Origin of the sequence: Pseudescherichia sp. AS216 (assembly GCF_037152055.1) — a bacterium.
In the GTDB taxonomy this organism is placed as follows: Bacteria; Pseudomonadota; Gammaproteobacteria; order Enterobacterales; family Enterobacteriaceae; genus Pseudescherichia.
Genome location: NZ_JBBCMV010000001.1, coordinates 343993 through 358807 on the forward strand (window position 1 = coordinate 343993; position 14815 = coordinate 358807).

Sequence of the window (14815 nt, forward strand, 5' to 3'; positions counted from 1 at the left end):
GACTTAGTGCAGCGAGCACGTTGTTATCTATTAGGTGAGACCGCCGTGGTACTGGAGCTTGAGCCTCCGGTGACCCTGGCTAGCCAGAAGCGTATCTGGCGACTGGCTCAGCGGGTGGTTGAACTGCCCAATGTTGTCGATGTGATCCCCGGTATGAACAACGTGACCGTTGTGCTGGCGGATCCGCAGGAGAGAGCGCTGGACGCCATTGAGCGACTCCAGCGCTGGTGGGAGGAGAGCGAGGCGCTTGAGCCTGAGTCGCGCTTTATTGAGATCCCAGTGGTTTACGGCGGCGCGGCGGGGCCGGATCTGGCTGTAGTGGCAGAGCACAGTAATCTCAGCGAAAAGCAGGTGGTTGAGCTGCATGCCTCCGTTGACTATGTGGTCTGGTTCCTTGGCTTCCAGCCCGGCTTTCCCTATCTGGGCGGGCTGCCGGAAAGGCTGCATACCCCGCGCCGGGCGGAGCCACGTCTCTCAGTACCTGCCGGATCGGTAGGCATCGGCGGCGAGCAGACCGGCATCTACCCGCTGGCGACTCCGGGAGGGTGGCAGCTTATCGGCCATACGTCGCTGGCGCTGTTCAACCCTGATAACAACGATCCTGTGCTTTTGCGCCCCGGCGACCGGGTGCGCTTTGTCCCACAGAAGGAGGGCGTATGCTGACGGTAATTCGTGCCGGGATGTACACCTCGGTACAGGGTGGCAAACGCAAGGGGCTGCGCCAGTCCGGCATCAGCTACTGCGGCGCGCTGGATGCACCCGCGCTGGAAATTGCCAATGCGCTGGTAGGCAATGCGCCTGACGATGCGGCGCTGGAGATGGCGCTCGGCCAGTGCGAATTTGAGTTTGCCCATGACGGCTGGTTTGCCCTTACCGGAGCAGGCTGTGACGCGACGCTGGACGGCCAGGCCGTGTGGACCGGCTGGCGGCATCAGGCCCGCGCCGGACAGCGGCTGGTGCTTAAGCGTCCCCGGCATGGGATGCGCAGCTACCTGGCGGTAGCGGGCGGTTTTGACGTGCCCGAGGTGATGGGCTCCTACAGCACCGACCTGAAGGTCGGTATCGGCGGCTTTGCTGGACGGCTGTTGCAGGATGGCGATCGGCTGCCGATCCGCGCCTGCGAGCGCCATTTCTCTGGCCCGCAGGGGGTCAAGCAGCTCCTGTGGGGCAACCGCATTCGTGCCCTGCCGGGGCCAGAGTACCAGTCATTCGATACTGCCTCGCAGGAGGCCCTGTGGCGGCTGCCGTGGCAGCTTAGCCCGCAGAGTAACCGCATGGGCTACCGTCTTCAGGGGCCGCAGCTCAAGCGCCGTGAAGCGCGGGAGCTGCTCTCTCACGGGCTGGTTCCCGGTGTGATTCAGGTGCCGCATAACGGCCAGCCTATCGTGCTGATGAATGACGCTCAGACCACCGGCGGCTACCCGCGCATCGCCTGCATTATCGAGGCGGATATGTATCACCTGGGACAGATCCGTCTTGGCGATCCTATCCACCTTGTTCCTTGCACTCTGGAAGATGCGCTCCGCGCCCGCCGCGAGCAGCGGCTGTTCCTCGACCAGCTAGCGCGGGGGCTACGTGCTCAAGATTGATCTTAACGCCGATCTCGGAGAGGGAAGCGCCAGCGACAGCGCCCTGTTACAGCTTGTCTCTTCGGCCAACATCGCCTGTGGTTTTCACGCGGGCGATGCGCAAACCATGCTGGCCTGCGTGCGCGAGGCGCTAAAAAACGGCGTGGCGGTAGGGGCGCATCCCAGCTTTCCCGATCGGCAGAACTTTGGCCGTACGGCGATGGATCTGCCGCCCGAGACCGTCTATGCGCAAACGCTCTATCAGGTCGGCGCGCTGGCGGCTATCGTTCACGCTGAAGGCGGCAGGATGCGGCACGTTAAGCCGCACGGCATGCTCTACAACCAGGCGGCGAAGGATCCGGCTCTCGCCGAGGCGATTGCCCGAGCGGTGCACGCCTGCGATCCCGCTTTGATTCTGGTTGGGCTGGCGGGCAGCGAGCTGATCCGCGCCGGGGAGCGCGCTGGTTTGCCCACCCGGGAAGAGGTCTTTGCCGACCGGGGGTATATGAGCGACGGCTCGCTGGTGCCGCGCTCGCAGCCAGGGGCGCTGATCGGCGACGAAGCGCAGGCCCTGACGCAAACCTTAGAGATGGTGCAGGCCGGACGGGTAAAGAGCATTCAGGGCCAGTGGACTCGCGTTAACGCTCAGACGGTATGCCTGCATGGCGACGGCGAACATGCCTTGCTGTTTGCTCAACGCCTGCGCGAGGCCTTTGCCGCCAGCAATATTGCTGTCACCGCCAGTTAATTGAGTAAGGAGAAGCTATGCCGGAAGGCCCCGAGATCCGCCGGGCGGCGGACAGTCTTGAGAAAGCCATTCAGGGCAAGCCGCTCACCGAAGCCTGGTTTGCCTATGAACATCTGAAGCCCTGGGAGGCAGAGCTTGCCGGGCAGCACGTCGATCGTATCGAAACGCGCGGTAAAGCGCTGCTGACGCACTTCTCCGGCGGCATGACCCTCTACAGCCATAACCAGCTCTATGGCGTCTGGCGAGTCGTAAAGGCGGGTGAGGAGCCGCAGACCAATCGGATCCTGCGGGTCAAGCTGGCTGCCGCCGATAAGGCTATTTTGCTCTACAGCGCCTCGGATATCGAGATGCTCACCCCTGAGCAGCTGGCCGCCCACCCATTTTTACTGCGCGTGGGGCCGGACGTGCTCGATCCCGATCTGGATGCGGCGACGGTCAGAGAGCGGCTTATCTCGCCGCGTTTTCGCCGTCGTCAGTTTTCGGGGCTGCTGCTGGATCAGGCATTTTTAGCCGGGCTGGGTAACTATCTGCGGGTCGAGATTCTCTGGGCGACCGAGCTTGCTCCCACCCATCGCGCCGCCGATCTCAGTGAGACACAGCTGGATGCGCTGGCCGCCGCGCTGCTGGACGTACCGCGTCTCTCTTACCGCACGCGCGGCAAGGTCAATGAGAAGCGTCACCATGGGGCACTTTTTCGTTTTAACGTATTTCATCGGGCGGGAAAGGCGTGCAGTCGCTGCGGGGGAACGATCGAGAAGACGACCCTGTCGTCGCGGCCGTTTTATTGGTGTCCGGGATGCCAAAAATAAAAGGCCCGGCAGCGTAGCGCCGCCGGGCAGAGCAGAAGAGCAGATTAGCGGTTCTGCAGATCGGATTTGAAATCGCGCTGTTCGTAGCCGGTATAGAGCTGACGCGGACGGGCGATTTTGATGCCGTCGTCGTGCATTTCGTTCCAGTGGGCGATCCAGCCAACGGTACGCGCCATCGCGAAGATAACGGTAAACATGGATGACGGAATACCCATCGCTTTCAGGATGATGCCGGAGTAGAAGTCCACGTTCGGGTAGAGTTTCTTCTCAATGAAGTACGGATCGTTGAGCGCAATGTGCTCAAGCTCCATCGCCACCTGCAGCAGATCGTCTTTGGTGCCCAGCTCTTTCAGCACTTCATGACAGGTTTCACGCATCACGGTGGCGCGCGGGTCATAGTTTTTATAAACACGATGACCGAAGCCCATCAGGCGGAAAGAGTCGTTTTTATCTTTGGCACGACGTACGAATTCCGGAATGTGCTCAACGGTGCTGATCTCTTCCAGCATCTTCAGCGCCGCTTCGTTCGCGCCGCCGTGTGCCGGTCCCCACAGGGAGGCGATACCGGCCGCGATACAGGCAAACGGGTTAGCACCCGAGGAGCCCGCGGTACGTACCGTAGAGGTCGAGGCGTTCTGCTCGTGATCGGCGTGCAGGATCAGGATGCGGTCCATGGCGCGTTCCAGCACCGGATTGACCTCATACTTCTCACACGGCGTAGAGAACATCATGTTCAGGAAGTTGCCCGCGTAGGAGAGATCGTTGCGCGGATAAACAAAAGGCTGTCCGATGGAATACTTGTAACACATTGCCGCTACGGTTGGCATCTTGGACAGCAGACGGAAGGCGGCGATCTCACGGTGGCGCGGATTATTGACATCCAGCGAGTCGTGATAGAAGGCCGCCAGCGCGCCAGTCACGCCGCACAGCACCGCCATCGGGTGAGAGTCGCGACGGAAGCCGTGGAACAGACGGGTGATCTGCTCGTGGATCATAGTGTGACGCGTGACGGTGGTTTTGAACTCGTCAAACTCGGCCTGAGTTGGCTTCTCACCCTTCAGCAGGATGTAGCACACTTCCAGGTAGTTTGATTCGGTTGCCAGCTGGTCAATGGGGAAACCGCGATGGAGCAGAATGCCTTCGTCACCGTCGATAAAGGTGATTTTAGATTCGCAGGATGCGGTAGAGGTGAAACCCGGGTCAAAAGTAAAAACTCCTTTCGAGCCGAGCGTGCGGACATCAATGACGTCCTGACCGAGCGTGCCCTGTAGCACATCCAGTTCAATAGCATCGCCACCATTGTAGGTTAGGGTAGCTTTCTTATCAGCCATTTACGGTCTCCTTAGCGCCTTATGCTTAAGACTGTTGGGAAGAAGCCGAATTTGCATTCATACAGAAAATCAATGTTACCACTTTGTTATTTGGCGCGTGTCTCTGTTGAGCGGAGTAAGCAGGGTACAGAGCGATGAGCGCTAGCAGGCAAACATTAAAATACCGTGAAAAATCAGCAAATCAGCCTTTTTAACAGTCCGAATTTGTCAAACCTATCTATCACTAATAACTGTCCTGATAACGGCGGTCAATCCTTCTCACTGTTACATAACTAATTCTCAGGTGAAAGAGAGACCCCATAACTTTTACGAATTATATGACTTTTCCGCTGACGTTTGTAACAATAATGTTTAAGTTTTGTCAAATCTCATGGTTAAAAATTAAAAATATGTTGGTATCGTGATGGAGCTCACTGTTCAGCATAAAACCCGACAAAGTGTATGTAGGTTAATTGTAATGATTTTGTGAACATCCTATACTGCCGCCAGGTCTCCGGAATACCCTGCCGTCCCGAGCCACCAGCGTTGTAATGCGTCGTTTAGCCTACGAAAGCATGAAATTTTGCATGACGAGCAGTTATACAAATGGACGCTGTCTGACCCGCCTGCAGACCGGAGGAAGGAAACTATAAGAACAGCATGTGGGCGTTATTCATGATAAAAAATGCTAAGAAACAAAGACCTGTCAATCTGGATCTCACAACGATCCGGTTCCCTGTTACGGCTATAGCGTCCATCCTCCACCGCGTGTCCGGCGTCATCACCTTCGTGGCGATCGGCATTCTGCTGTGGCTGCTGGGCCTGTCACTCTCCTCACAAGAGGGCTTCCAGCACGCCTCTGCCATCATGGATAGCTTTTTCGTTAAGTTCATCATGTGGGGCATTCTCACCGCACTGGCCTATCACGCCGTGGGCGGTATCCGCCACATGCTGATGGATGTCGGCTATCTGGAAGAGACGTTCGCAGCAGGTCAACGTTCTGCCTATATTGCTATCGCAATTACTGTCGTGCTTTCAATTCTCGCAGGAGTCCTCGTATGGTAAGCAACGCCTCCGCATTAGGACGCAACGGCGTACATGACTTCATTTTGGTCCGCGCTACCGCTATCGTTCTGACGCTGTACATCATCTATATGGTTGGTTTTTTCGCCATCACTGGCGATGTCACCTATGAAGCCTGGACGGGCTTTTTCTCCTCCGCCTTTACCAAAGTGTTCACCTTGCTGGCGCTCGTTTCCACGTTGATCCACACCTGGATTGGCATGTGGCAGGTGTTTACTGACTACGTAAAATCCACGGCGCTGCGCCTTGGTTTACAGCTGCTCACCGTTGTGGCGCTGCTGGTATACGTTATTTATGGATTCGTTGTGGTGTGGGGTGTGTAATGAAACTGCCAGTCAGAGAATTTGATGCGGTTGTAATTGGTGCCGGTGGCGCAGGTATGCGCGCGGCGCTGCAAATTTCCCAAAGCGGCCAGAGCTGTGCGCTGCTGTCTAAAGTTTTCCCAACCCGTTCCCATACGGTCTCTGCGCAGGGCGGTATCACCGTGGCGCTGGGCAATACCCATGAAGACAACTGGGAATGGCACATGTATGACACGGTGAAAGGTTCCGACTATATCGGTGACCAGGACGCCATTGAATATATGTGTAAAACCGGCCCGGAAGCGATTCTGGAGCTGGATCATATGGGCCTGCCGTTCTCCCGACTGGAGAATGGCACCATTTATCAGCGTCCGTTTGGCGGCCAGTCGAAAGATTTCGGTGGCGAGCAGGCGGCACGTACCGCGGCGGCGGCGGACCGTACCGGCCACGCCCTGCTGCATACCCTTTATCAGCAGAACCTGAAAAACAAGACCACCATTTTCTCTGAGTGGTATGCGCTGGATCTGGTGAAAAACGCAGATGGCGCGGTGGTCGGCTGTACCGCCCTGTGCATCGAAACTGGGGAAGTGGTTTACTTCAAAGCGCGTGCAACGGTGCTGGCCACCGGCGGCGCAGGCCGTATCTACCAGTCCACCACCAACGCTCACATCAACACCGGTGACGGTGTCGGTATGGCGCTCCGCGCAGGCGTGCCGGTGCAGGATATGGAGATGTGGCAGTTCCACCCAACCGGTATCGCCGGTGCGGGCGTTCTGGTCACCGAGGGCTGCCGCGGTGAAGGCGGCTATCTGCTGAACAAGCACGGCGAACGCTTTATGGAGCGTTACGCGCCGAACGCCAAAGATCTGGCGGGCCGCGACGTGGTAGCACGCTCTATCATGATCGAGATCCGTGAAGGCCGCGGCTGCGACGGTCCGTGGGGTCCACATGCCAAGCTCAAGCTTGACCACCTCGGTAAAGAGGTTCTTGAGTCCCGCCTGCCGGGCATCCTTGAGCTCTCCCGTACCTTTGCCCACGTCGATCCGGTGAAAGAGCCGATCCCGGTTATCCCGACCTGTCACTATATGATGGGCGGTATCCCAACCAAAGTGACCGGCCAGGCGCTGACCGTAAACGCCCAGGGCGAAGACGTAGTCATCCCGGGTCTGTTTGCGGTGGGTGAGATCGCCTGCGTATCGGTACACGGTGCTAACCGCCTCGGCGGTAACTCGCTGCTGGACCTGGTGGTCTTTGGTCGTGCGGTAGGTCTGCATCTGCAGGAGTCTATTGCCGAGCAGGGCGCACTGCGTGATGCGACCGACGACGAAATTGACGCCTCGCTGGCGCGCCTGAACCGCTGGAACAACAACCGCGATGGTGAAGATCCGGTGGCGATCCGTAAAGCATTGCAGGAGTGCATGCAGCACAACTTCTCGGTATTCCGCGAAGGCGATGCGATGGCGAAGGGTCTGGAGCAGCTGAAGGCCATCCGCGAGCGCCTGAAAAACGCCCGCCTGGACGACACCTCCAGCGAGTTCAACACCCAGCGCGTCGAGTGTCTGGAGCTGGATAACCTGATGGAGACCGCCTTTGCTACGGCGGTGTCGGCTAACTTCCGTACCGAGAGCCGTGGGGCACATAGCCGCTTCGACTTCCCGGACCGCGACGACGAGAACTGGCTCTGCCACTCTCTGTATCTCCCTGAATCGGAATCCATGACGCGCCGCAGCGTGAACATGGAGCCTAAACTGCGTCCGGCGTTCCCGCCGAAGATTCGTACTTACTAAGCGGAGACCGGAAAATGAGAATCGAATTTTCAATCTATCGTTATAACCCGGATGTCGACGCCGCGCCGCGTATGCAGGACTACACCCTGGAAGGGGAAGAGGGTCGGGATATGATGCTGCTGGATGCGTTAATCCAGCTGAAAGAGAAGGATCCGACCCTGGCGTTCCGCCGCTCCTGTCGTGAAGGGGTTTGCGGCTCCGACGGCTTGAACATGAACGGCAAAAACGGTCTGGCCTGCATCACACCGATCTCGGCGCTGGGCAACGGCACCAAAAAAATTGTTATCCGTCCGCTGCCTGGATTACCGGTTGTACGCGATCTGGTGGTAGACATGGGGCAATTCTATGCACAATATGAGAAGATTAAGCCTTACTTATTGAATAATGGGCAAAATCCACCCGCTCGCGAGCACTTACAGGCTCCTGAGCAGCGTGAGAAACTCGATGGGCTCTATGAGTGCATTCTTTGCGCCTGCTGTTCCACCTCCTGTCCGTCATTCTGGTGGAACCCGGACAAGTTCATCGGCCCAGCCGGCCTGCTGGCAGCGTATCGTTTCCTGATCGACAGCCGCGATACCGAAACCGAGAGCCGTCTCGACGGGCTGAGCGATGCTTTCAGCGTATTCCGCTGTCATAGCATCATGAACTGCGTCAGCGTGTGTCCGAAGGGGCTGAACCCAACGCGCGCTATCGGCCATATTAAGTCGATGCTTTTACAGCGCAGTGCATAAGTAAGTCGTTTTGCCTGCTGTCGCTACGGCAGCAGGCAAATAACATGCAGGAGATCTTTAAAAACTGCCTGACAGACAGTTTTTAAAGGTTCCTTAGCGGGCCAGAGAGCTCGCTTGTGAACCCCGGTACGTGCGCTATACGGTGTACGTTGTAGTTATCCACGGCGAAGTAAGCATACAAATGCTTAAGGGATCACGATGCAGAACGGCGCAATGAAAGCCTGGCTGGACTCTTCTTACCTCTCTGGGTCTAACCAGAGCTGGATAGAACAGCTCTATGAAGACTTCTTAACCGATCCTGATTCGGTAGACGCAAACTGGCGTTCCATGTTCCAGGAGCTGCCTGGTACCGGCGTTAAACCGGATCAATTTCATTCCAAAACACGTGATTATTTTCGTCGTCTGGCGAAGGATGCCTCACGTTACACCTCCTCACTTTCCGACCCTGATACCAACGTTAAGCAGGTAAAAGTCCTGCAGCTCATCAACGCCTACCGCTTCCGCGGTCACCAGCAGGCGAACCTCGATCCGCTGGGACTGTGGCAACAGGAGCGCGTTGCCGATCTCGATCCGGCTTATCACGACCTGACCGAAGCGGATCTGCAGCAGAGCTTTAACATCGGCTCCTTTGCCTTTGGCAAAGACACGATGCCGCTGGGCGAACTGATCGACGCCCTGAAGCAGACCTACTGCGGCTCTATCGGCGCTGAGTATATGCACATTACCAGCACCGACGAGAAGCGTTGGATCCAGCAGCGCATTGAGTCCGTAGCGGGCCGCGCGGCCTTTAGCGCTGAAGAGAAAAAACGTTTTCTCAGCGAGCTGACGGCAGCCGAGGGGATGGAGCGCTATCTGGGGGCGAAATTCCCAGGGGCGAAACGCTTCTCGCTGGAGGGCGGTGATGCCCTTGTCCCGATGCTGAAAGAGATGATCCGCCACGCCGGTAAGAGCGGCACCCGTGAAGTGGTGCTGGGTATGGCACACCGTGGTCGTCTCAACGTTCTGATTAACGTGTTGGGTAAAAAGACTCAGGATCTGTTCGACGAGTTTGCAGGCAAGCATAAAGAGCACCTTGGCACCGGCGACGTGAAGTACCACATGGGCTTCTCGTCCGATATCGAAACCGAGGGCGGTTTGGTTCACCTGGCGCTGGCGTTTAACCCGTCGCATCTGGAGATCGTTAGCCCGGTAGTAATGGGCTCCGTGCGTGCACGTATCGACCGCCTTGATGAGCCAAGCAGCAGCAAAGTCCTGCCAATCACCATTCACGGCGATGCGGCGGTAGCCGGACAGGGCGTAGTGCAGGAAACGCTGAACATGTCCAAAGCCCGCGGCTACGAAGTGGGCGGCACGGTGCGTATCGTCATCAACAACCAGGTAGGCTTTACCACCTCTAACCCGCTTGATGCGCGCTCTACGCCATACTGCACCGATATCGGTAAAATGGTGCAGGCACCGATCTTCCACGTTAACGCTGACGATCCGGAAGCAGTGGCCTTTGTTACCCGCCTCGCGCTGGATTTCCGTAACACCTTTAAGCGCGACGTCTTTATTGACCTGGTATGCTACCGCCGTCACGGCCACAACGAAGCCGACGAGCCAAGCGCAACCCAGCCGCTGATGTACCAGAAGATCAAAAAGCACCCGACGCCGCGTAAAATCTACGCTGACCGCCTGGAGCAGGAGAAGGTCGCCTCTCTGGAAGATGCCACCGAGATGGTCAACCTCTACCGCGACATGCTCGATGCCGGTGAGTGCGTAGTAAAAGAGTGGCGTCCAATGAACATGCACTCCTTTACCTGGTCACCGTACCTGAACCACGAGTGGGACGAGAGCTACCCGAACAAGGTAGAGATGAAGCGCGTCCAGGAGCTGGCGAAGCGTATCAGTACCGTACCAGACGCTATCGAAATGCAGTCGCGCGTAGCGAAAATCTACGGTGACCGCCAGGCGATGGCCGCAGGCGAGAAGCTCTTTGACTGGGGCGGCGCGGAAAACCTGGCCTACGCTACGCTGGTAGACGAAGGGATTGCGGTACGTCTGTCTGGGGAAGACAGCGGTCGTGGCACCTTCTTCCACCGTCATGCGGTGATCCATAACCAGGCTAACGGCTCTACCTACACGCCGCTGCACCACGTTCACAATTCGCAGGGCACCTTCCGCGTCTGGGACTCCGTGCTCTCTGAAGAGGCGGTACTGGCGTTCGAATATGGCTATGCCACCGCCGAGCCGCGCACCCTGACCATCTGGGAAGCGCAGTTTGGTGACTTCGCTAACGGTGCGCAGGTGGTGATCGACCAGTTCATCTCCTCCGGCGAGCAGAAGTGGGGCCGTATGTGCGGTCTGGTAATGCTGCTGCCGCACGGCTACGAAGGCCAGGGTCCGGAGCACTCCTCTGCACGTCTGGAGCGCTATCTGCAACTCTGCGCTGAGCAGAACATGCAGGTTTGCGTGCCGTCCACGCCGGCGCAGGTTTACCACATGATCCGCCGTCAGGCGCTGCGCGGTATGCGCCGTCCGCTGGTGGTGATGTCGCCGAAGTCTCTGCTGCGCCATCCGCTGGCAGTATCGACGCTCGACGAGCTGGCAAACGGCACCTTCATGCCGGCCATCGGTGAGGTTGACGATCTTGATCCGCAAGGCGTTAAGCGTGTTGTCCTCTGTTCTGGTAAGGTTTATTACGACCTGCTTGAGCAGCGCCGTAAGAACGACCAGAAAGACGTCGCCATTGTGCGTATTGAACAGCTGTATCCGTTCCCGCATCAGTCGGTGCAGGAAGCGTTAAAACCTTATGCCCACGTACATGATTTTGTCTGGTGCCAGGAAGAGCCGCTGAACCAGGGCGCATGGTACTGTAGCCAGCATCATTTCCGTGAAGTGATTCCGTTTGGGTCCGCTCTGCGTTATGCAGGTCGCCCGGCCTCTGCCTCTCCAGCAGTAGGCTATATGTCCGTTCACCAGAAGCAGCAGCAAGATCTGGTCAACGACGCGCTGAACGTCGATTAATTAAAGGATAAATAATGAGTAGCGTAGATATTCTTGTTCCTGACCTGCCTGAGTCCGTAGCCGATGCGACCGTGGCCACCTGGCATAAAAAACCGGGCGATAGCGTCCAACGTGATGAAGTTCTGGTAGAGATCGAAACTGATAAAGTGGTACTGGAAGTACCGGCGTCAGCGGACGGCATCCTGGATGCCGTGTTGGAAGAGGAGGGCACCACGGTGACCTCTCGCCAGATCCTTGGCCGCCTGCGTGAAGGCAACAGCAACGGTAAAGAGAGCAGCGCGAAATCTGAAAGCAAAGAGTCGACTCCGGCTCAGCGTCAGCAGGCGTCTCTCGAAGAGCAGAACAACGAGGCGTTAAGCCCGGCGATCCGTCGTCTGCTGGCAGAGCACACCCTTGATGCCAACGCCATTAAAGGCACCGGCGTCGGCGGCCGTCTGACCCGTGAAGACGTTGAGAAGCATCTGGCGAAATCGTCAACGGCAACCGCAACCGAAGAGAAAGCACCGGCTACTGCCGCTGCCGCCCCTTCTGTTACCCCGGTAGCGGGCAACCGTTCCGAAAAACGCGTGCCGATGACCCGTCTGCGCAAGCGCGTGGCCGAGCGTCTGCTGGAGGCAAAAAACTCCACCGCGATGCTGACCACCTTCAACGAAGTGAACATGAAGCCAATCATGGATCTGCGCAAGCAGTACGGCGACGCCTTCGAGAAGCGTCACGGTATCCGTCTGGGCTTTATGTCTTTCTACGTGAAAGCCGTTGTTGAAGCGCTGAAACGCTATCCGGAAGTGAACGCCTCTATCGATGGCGAAGATGTGGTCTACCACAACTACTTCGACGTCAGCATGGCGGTCTCCACCCCGCGTGGCCTGGTGACCCCGGTGCTGCGTGACGTCGATGCGCTGGGCATGGCCGACATCGAGAAGCGCATCAAAGAGCTGGCGGTCAAAGGCCGTGACGGCAAGCTGACCGTTGAAGATCTGACCGGCGGTAACTTCACCATCACCAACGGCGGCGTCTTCGGCTCGCTGATGTCTACGCCGATTATCAACCCGCCGCAGAGCGCCATTCTTGGCATGCACGCAATCAAAGATCGCCCGATGGCGGTGGATGGCAAAGTAGAGATCCTGCCGATGATGTACCTGGCGCTCTCCTACGATCACCGTCTGATTGATGGCCGTGAATCGGTAGGCTTCCTCGTGGCCATCAAAGAGCTGCTGGAAGATCCGACCCGTCTGCTGCTGGACGTGTAGTTTTCGCACGCTTGCCCGGCGGCGCATAGTTCGCCGGGCCGATAAAATCATGACCTGACGATTACCTGAAAAATGGACGGAACAGATGAACTTACATGAATACCAGGCAAAACAGCTGTTTGCCCGCTACGGTTTACCCGCGCCGGTAGGCTATGCCTGCAATACGCCACGCGAAGCAGAAGAAGCCGCCTCTAAAATCGGCAGCGGCCCGTGGGTAGTCAAGTGCCAGGTACACGCCGGTGGCCGCGGTAAAGCGGGCGGCGTTAAAGTCGTTCACAGCAAAGAAGAGATCCGTGCGTTTGCTGAGCACTGGCTGGGCAAGCGTCTGGTGACCTACCAAACGGATGCCAACGGCCAGCCGGTTAACCAGATCCTGGTAGAAGCTGCGACCGATATCGATAAAGAGCTCTATCTGGGCGCGGTTGTTGACCGCAGCTCTCGTCGCGTAGTGTTCATGGCCTCTACCGAAGGTGGCGTGGAAATTGAAAAAGTGGCGGAAGAGACGCCGCACCTGATCCACAAAGTCGCTCTCGATCCGCTGGCCGGCCCAATGCCGTACCAGGGACGCGAGCTGGCATTTAAACTGGGCCTGGAAGGTAAGCAGGTTCAGCAGTTCACCAAAATCTTCATGGGTCTGGCGACCATCTTCCTTGAGCGCGACCTCGCGCTGATCGAGATCAACCCGCTGGTGATCACCAAGCAGGGCGACCTGATCTGCCTCGACGGCAAACTGGGCGCTGACGGCAACGCGCTGTTCCGCCAGCCGGATCTGCGCCAGATGCGCGACCACTCTCAGGAAGACGCCCGTGAATCACAGGCGGCACAGTGGGAGCTGAACTATGTTGCCCTCGACGGCAACATCGGCTGCATGGTTAACGGTGCGGGCCTGGCAATGGGCACCATGGATATCGTTAAGCTGCACGGCGGCGAACCGGCTAACTTCCTTGACGTGGGCGGCGGCGCAACCAAAGAGCGCGTCACAGAAGCGTTCAAAATCATTCTCTCCGACGATAAAGTGAAAGCCGTACTGGTTAACATTTTCGGCGGTATCGTGCGCTGCGACCTGATTGCCGACGGTATCATTGGTGCGGTGGAAGAGGTAGGCGTTAACGTTCCGGTCGTGGTTCGTCTGGAAGGGAACAACGCTGAACTGGGCGCACAAAAACTGGCTGACAGCGGCCTGAACATTATCGCAGCGAAAAGTCTGACGGACGCAGCACAGCAGGTTGTTGCCGCAGTGGAGGGGAAATAATGTCCATTCTGATCGACAAAAATACAAAGGTAATCTGCCAGGGCTTCACCGGTAGCCAGGGGACCTTCCACTCAGAGCAGGCTATCGCCTATGGTACGCAGATGGTTGGCGGCGTAACCCCAGGCAAGGGCGGCACCACGCACCTCGGTCTGCCGGTGTTCAACACCGTGCGTGAAGCCGTTGAAGCCACTGGCGCAACCGCCACTGTGATCTATGTTCCGGCTCCATTCTGTAAAGACTCGATTCTGGAAGCCATCGATGCAGGCATTAAGCTCATCATCACCATTACCGAAGGTATCCCGACTCTGGATATGCTGACGGTAAAAGTGAAGCTGGATGAAGCAGGCGTGCGGATGATCGGTCCAAACTGCCCGGGTGTGATCACCCCAGGCGAGTGCAAAATCGGCATCATGCCGGGCCACATCCACCAGCCGGGTAAAGTGGGCATCGTTTCCCGCTCCGGTACGCTGACCTATGAAGCGGTTAAGCAGACCACTGACTACGGCTTCGGCCAGTCTACCTGCGTTGGTATCGGCGGTGACCCGATCCCTGGCTCTAACTTTATCGATATTCTGAAGCTGTTCGAAGCTGACCCGCAGACCGAAGCGATTGTTATGATCGGTGAGATCGGTGGTAGTGCAGAAGAAGAAGCAGCTGCTTATATCAAAGATCATGTGACCAAACCGGTTGTCGGCTACATTGCCGGCGTGACCGCGCCAAAAGGCAAGCGTATGGGTCACGCAGGGGCGATCATCGCCGGTGGTAAAGGCACAGCAGACGAGAAATTTGCCGCGCTGGAAGCCGCAGGGGTGAAAACCGTGCGTAGCCTGGCTGATATTGGCGAAGCGCTGAAATCTATTATTAAGTAAATAAAAAAATCTCGACATGGTTGGCCACCGCAAGGTGGCCTTTTTTATTGTTGGCATAAATGTTTTTTAAAATATTATATCTTTCTCAAATATGTCCGAA

13 protein-coding genes are annotated in these 14815 nt (G+C 57.4%); 12 read left to right on the forward strand and 1 reads right to left on the reverse strand.

Features of this window, described 5'->3' with window-relative positions:
• The first annotated feature begins 6 nt into the window (after nt 1-6).
• The 4 genes from pxpB to nei are packed head-to-tail and all read left to right on the forward strand — an operon-like array spanning nt 7 to nt 3125.
• Complete coding sequence (gene pxpB / locus WFN61_RS01680; protein ID WP_222889907.1) at nt 7-663, forward strand: 5-oxoprolinase subunit PxpB; 657 nt, start codon at nt 7-9, stop codon at nt 661-663.
• Complete coding sequence (gene pxpC / locus WFN61_RS01685) at nt 657-1589, forward strand: 5-oxoprolinase subunit PxpC (protein WP_144813531.1); 933 nt, start codon at nt 657-659, stop codon at nt 1587-1589. Before pxpB ends, pxpC begins: the two co-directional genes overlap by 7 nt.
• Nucleotides 1576-2316, forward strand: coding sequence for a 5-oxoprolinase subunit PxpA (gene pxpA / locus WFN61_RS01690; protein ID WP_222889908.1), 741 nt, complete (start codon nt 1576-1578; stop codon nt 2314-2316). Before pxpC ends, pxpA begins: the two co-directional genes overlap by 14 nt.
• Before the next feature lie 17 nt (nt 2317-2333).
• On the forward strand, nt 2334-3125 hold the full coding sequence (gene nei / locus WFN61_RS01695; RefSeq protein WP_144813526.1) for an endonuclease VIII: 792 nt from the start codon (nt 2334-2336) through the stop codon (nt 3123-3125).
• A gap of 44 nt (nt 3126-3169) precedes the next feature.
• Here nei and WFN61_RS01700 read toward each other — a convergent pair whose 3' ends face one another.
• A complete protein-coding gene (locus WFN61_RS01700; RefSeq protein ID WP_144813523.1) occupies nt 3170-4456 on the reverse strand; it encodes a citrate synthase in 1287 nt (428 codons plus the stop codon).
• A 639-nt stretch (nt 4457-5095) separates the two neighbouring features.
• On the opposite strand from WFN61_RS01700, the gene sdhC reads away from it, so the two are divergent.
• The 8 genes from sdhC (at nt 5096) to sucD (ending at nt 14715) form a co-directional block, all read left to right on the forward strand.
• Complete coding sequence (gene sdhC, locus WFN61_RS01705; protein ID WP_257756929.1) at nt 5096-5500, forward strand: succinate dehydrogenase cytochrome b556 subunit; 405 nt, start codon at nt 5096-5098, stop codon at nt 5498-5500.
• Nucleotides 5494-5841, forward strand: a complete 348-nt coding sequence (gene sdhD / locus WFN61_RS01710; RefSeq protein WP_042392134.1) for a succinate dehydrogenase membrane anchor subunit — start codon at nt 5494-5496, stop codon at nt 5839-5841. The genes sdhC and sdhD overlap by 7 nt, the downstream gene beginning before the upstream one ends.
• Entirely contained in the window at nt 5841-7607 is a 1767-nt protein-coding gene (sdhA, locus tag WFN61_RS01715; RefSeq protein WP_042392136.1) for a succinate dehydrogenase flavoprotein subunit, read from the forward strand. The genes sdhD and sdhA overlap by 1 nt, the downstream gene beginning before the upstream one ends.
• A gap of 14 nt (nt 7608-7621) precedes the next feature.
• Nucleotides 7622-8338 (forward strand): succinate dehydrogenase iron-sulfur subunit SdhB, encoded by a 717-nt coding sequence (gene sdhB / locus WFN61_RS01720; RefSeq protein ID WP_144813521.1) that lies wholly within the window; start codon nt 7622-7624, stop codon nt 8336-8338.
• Between the two features lie 198 nt (nt 8339-8536).
• Nucleotides 8537-11344 (forward strand): 2-oxoglutarate dehydrogenase E1 component, encoded by a 2808-nt coding sequence (gene sucA, locus WFN61_RS01725; protein WP_144813519.1) that lies wholly within the window; start codon nt 8537-8539, stop codon nt 11342-11344.
• 14 nt (nt 11345-11358) lie between these two features.
• The gene (gene odhB, locus WFN61_RS01730; RefSeq protein ID WP_312282833.1) at nt 11359-12594 is read left to right on the forward strand and encodes a 2-oxoglutarate dehydrogenase complex dihydrolipoyllysine-residue succinyltransferase; all 1236 of its coding nucleotides are present in this window, start codon (nt 11359-11361) and stop codon (nt 12592-12594) included.
• A gap of 85 nt (nt 12595-12679) precedes the next feature.
• The gene (gene sucC, locus WFN61_RS01735) at nt 12680-13846 is read left to right on the forward strand and encodes an ADP-forming succinate--CoA ligase subunit beta (RefSeq protein WP_042392144.1); all 1167 of its coding nucleotides are present in this window, start codon (nt 12680-12682) and stop codon (nt 13844-13846) included.
• Nucleotides 13846-14715 carry a succinate--CoA ligase subunit alpha gene (gene sucD, locus WFN61_RS01740; protein WP_144813515.1) on the forward strand — a complete coding sequence of 290 codons (870 nt, stop codon included), beginning with the start codon at nt 13846-13848 and terminating at the stop codon, nt 14713-14715. Before sucC ends, sucD begins: the two co-directional genes overlap by 1 nt.
• Nucleotides 14716-14815: the final 100 nt, after the last annotated feature.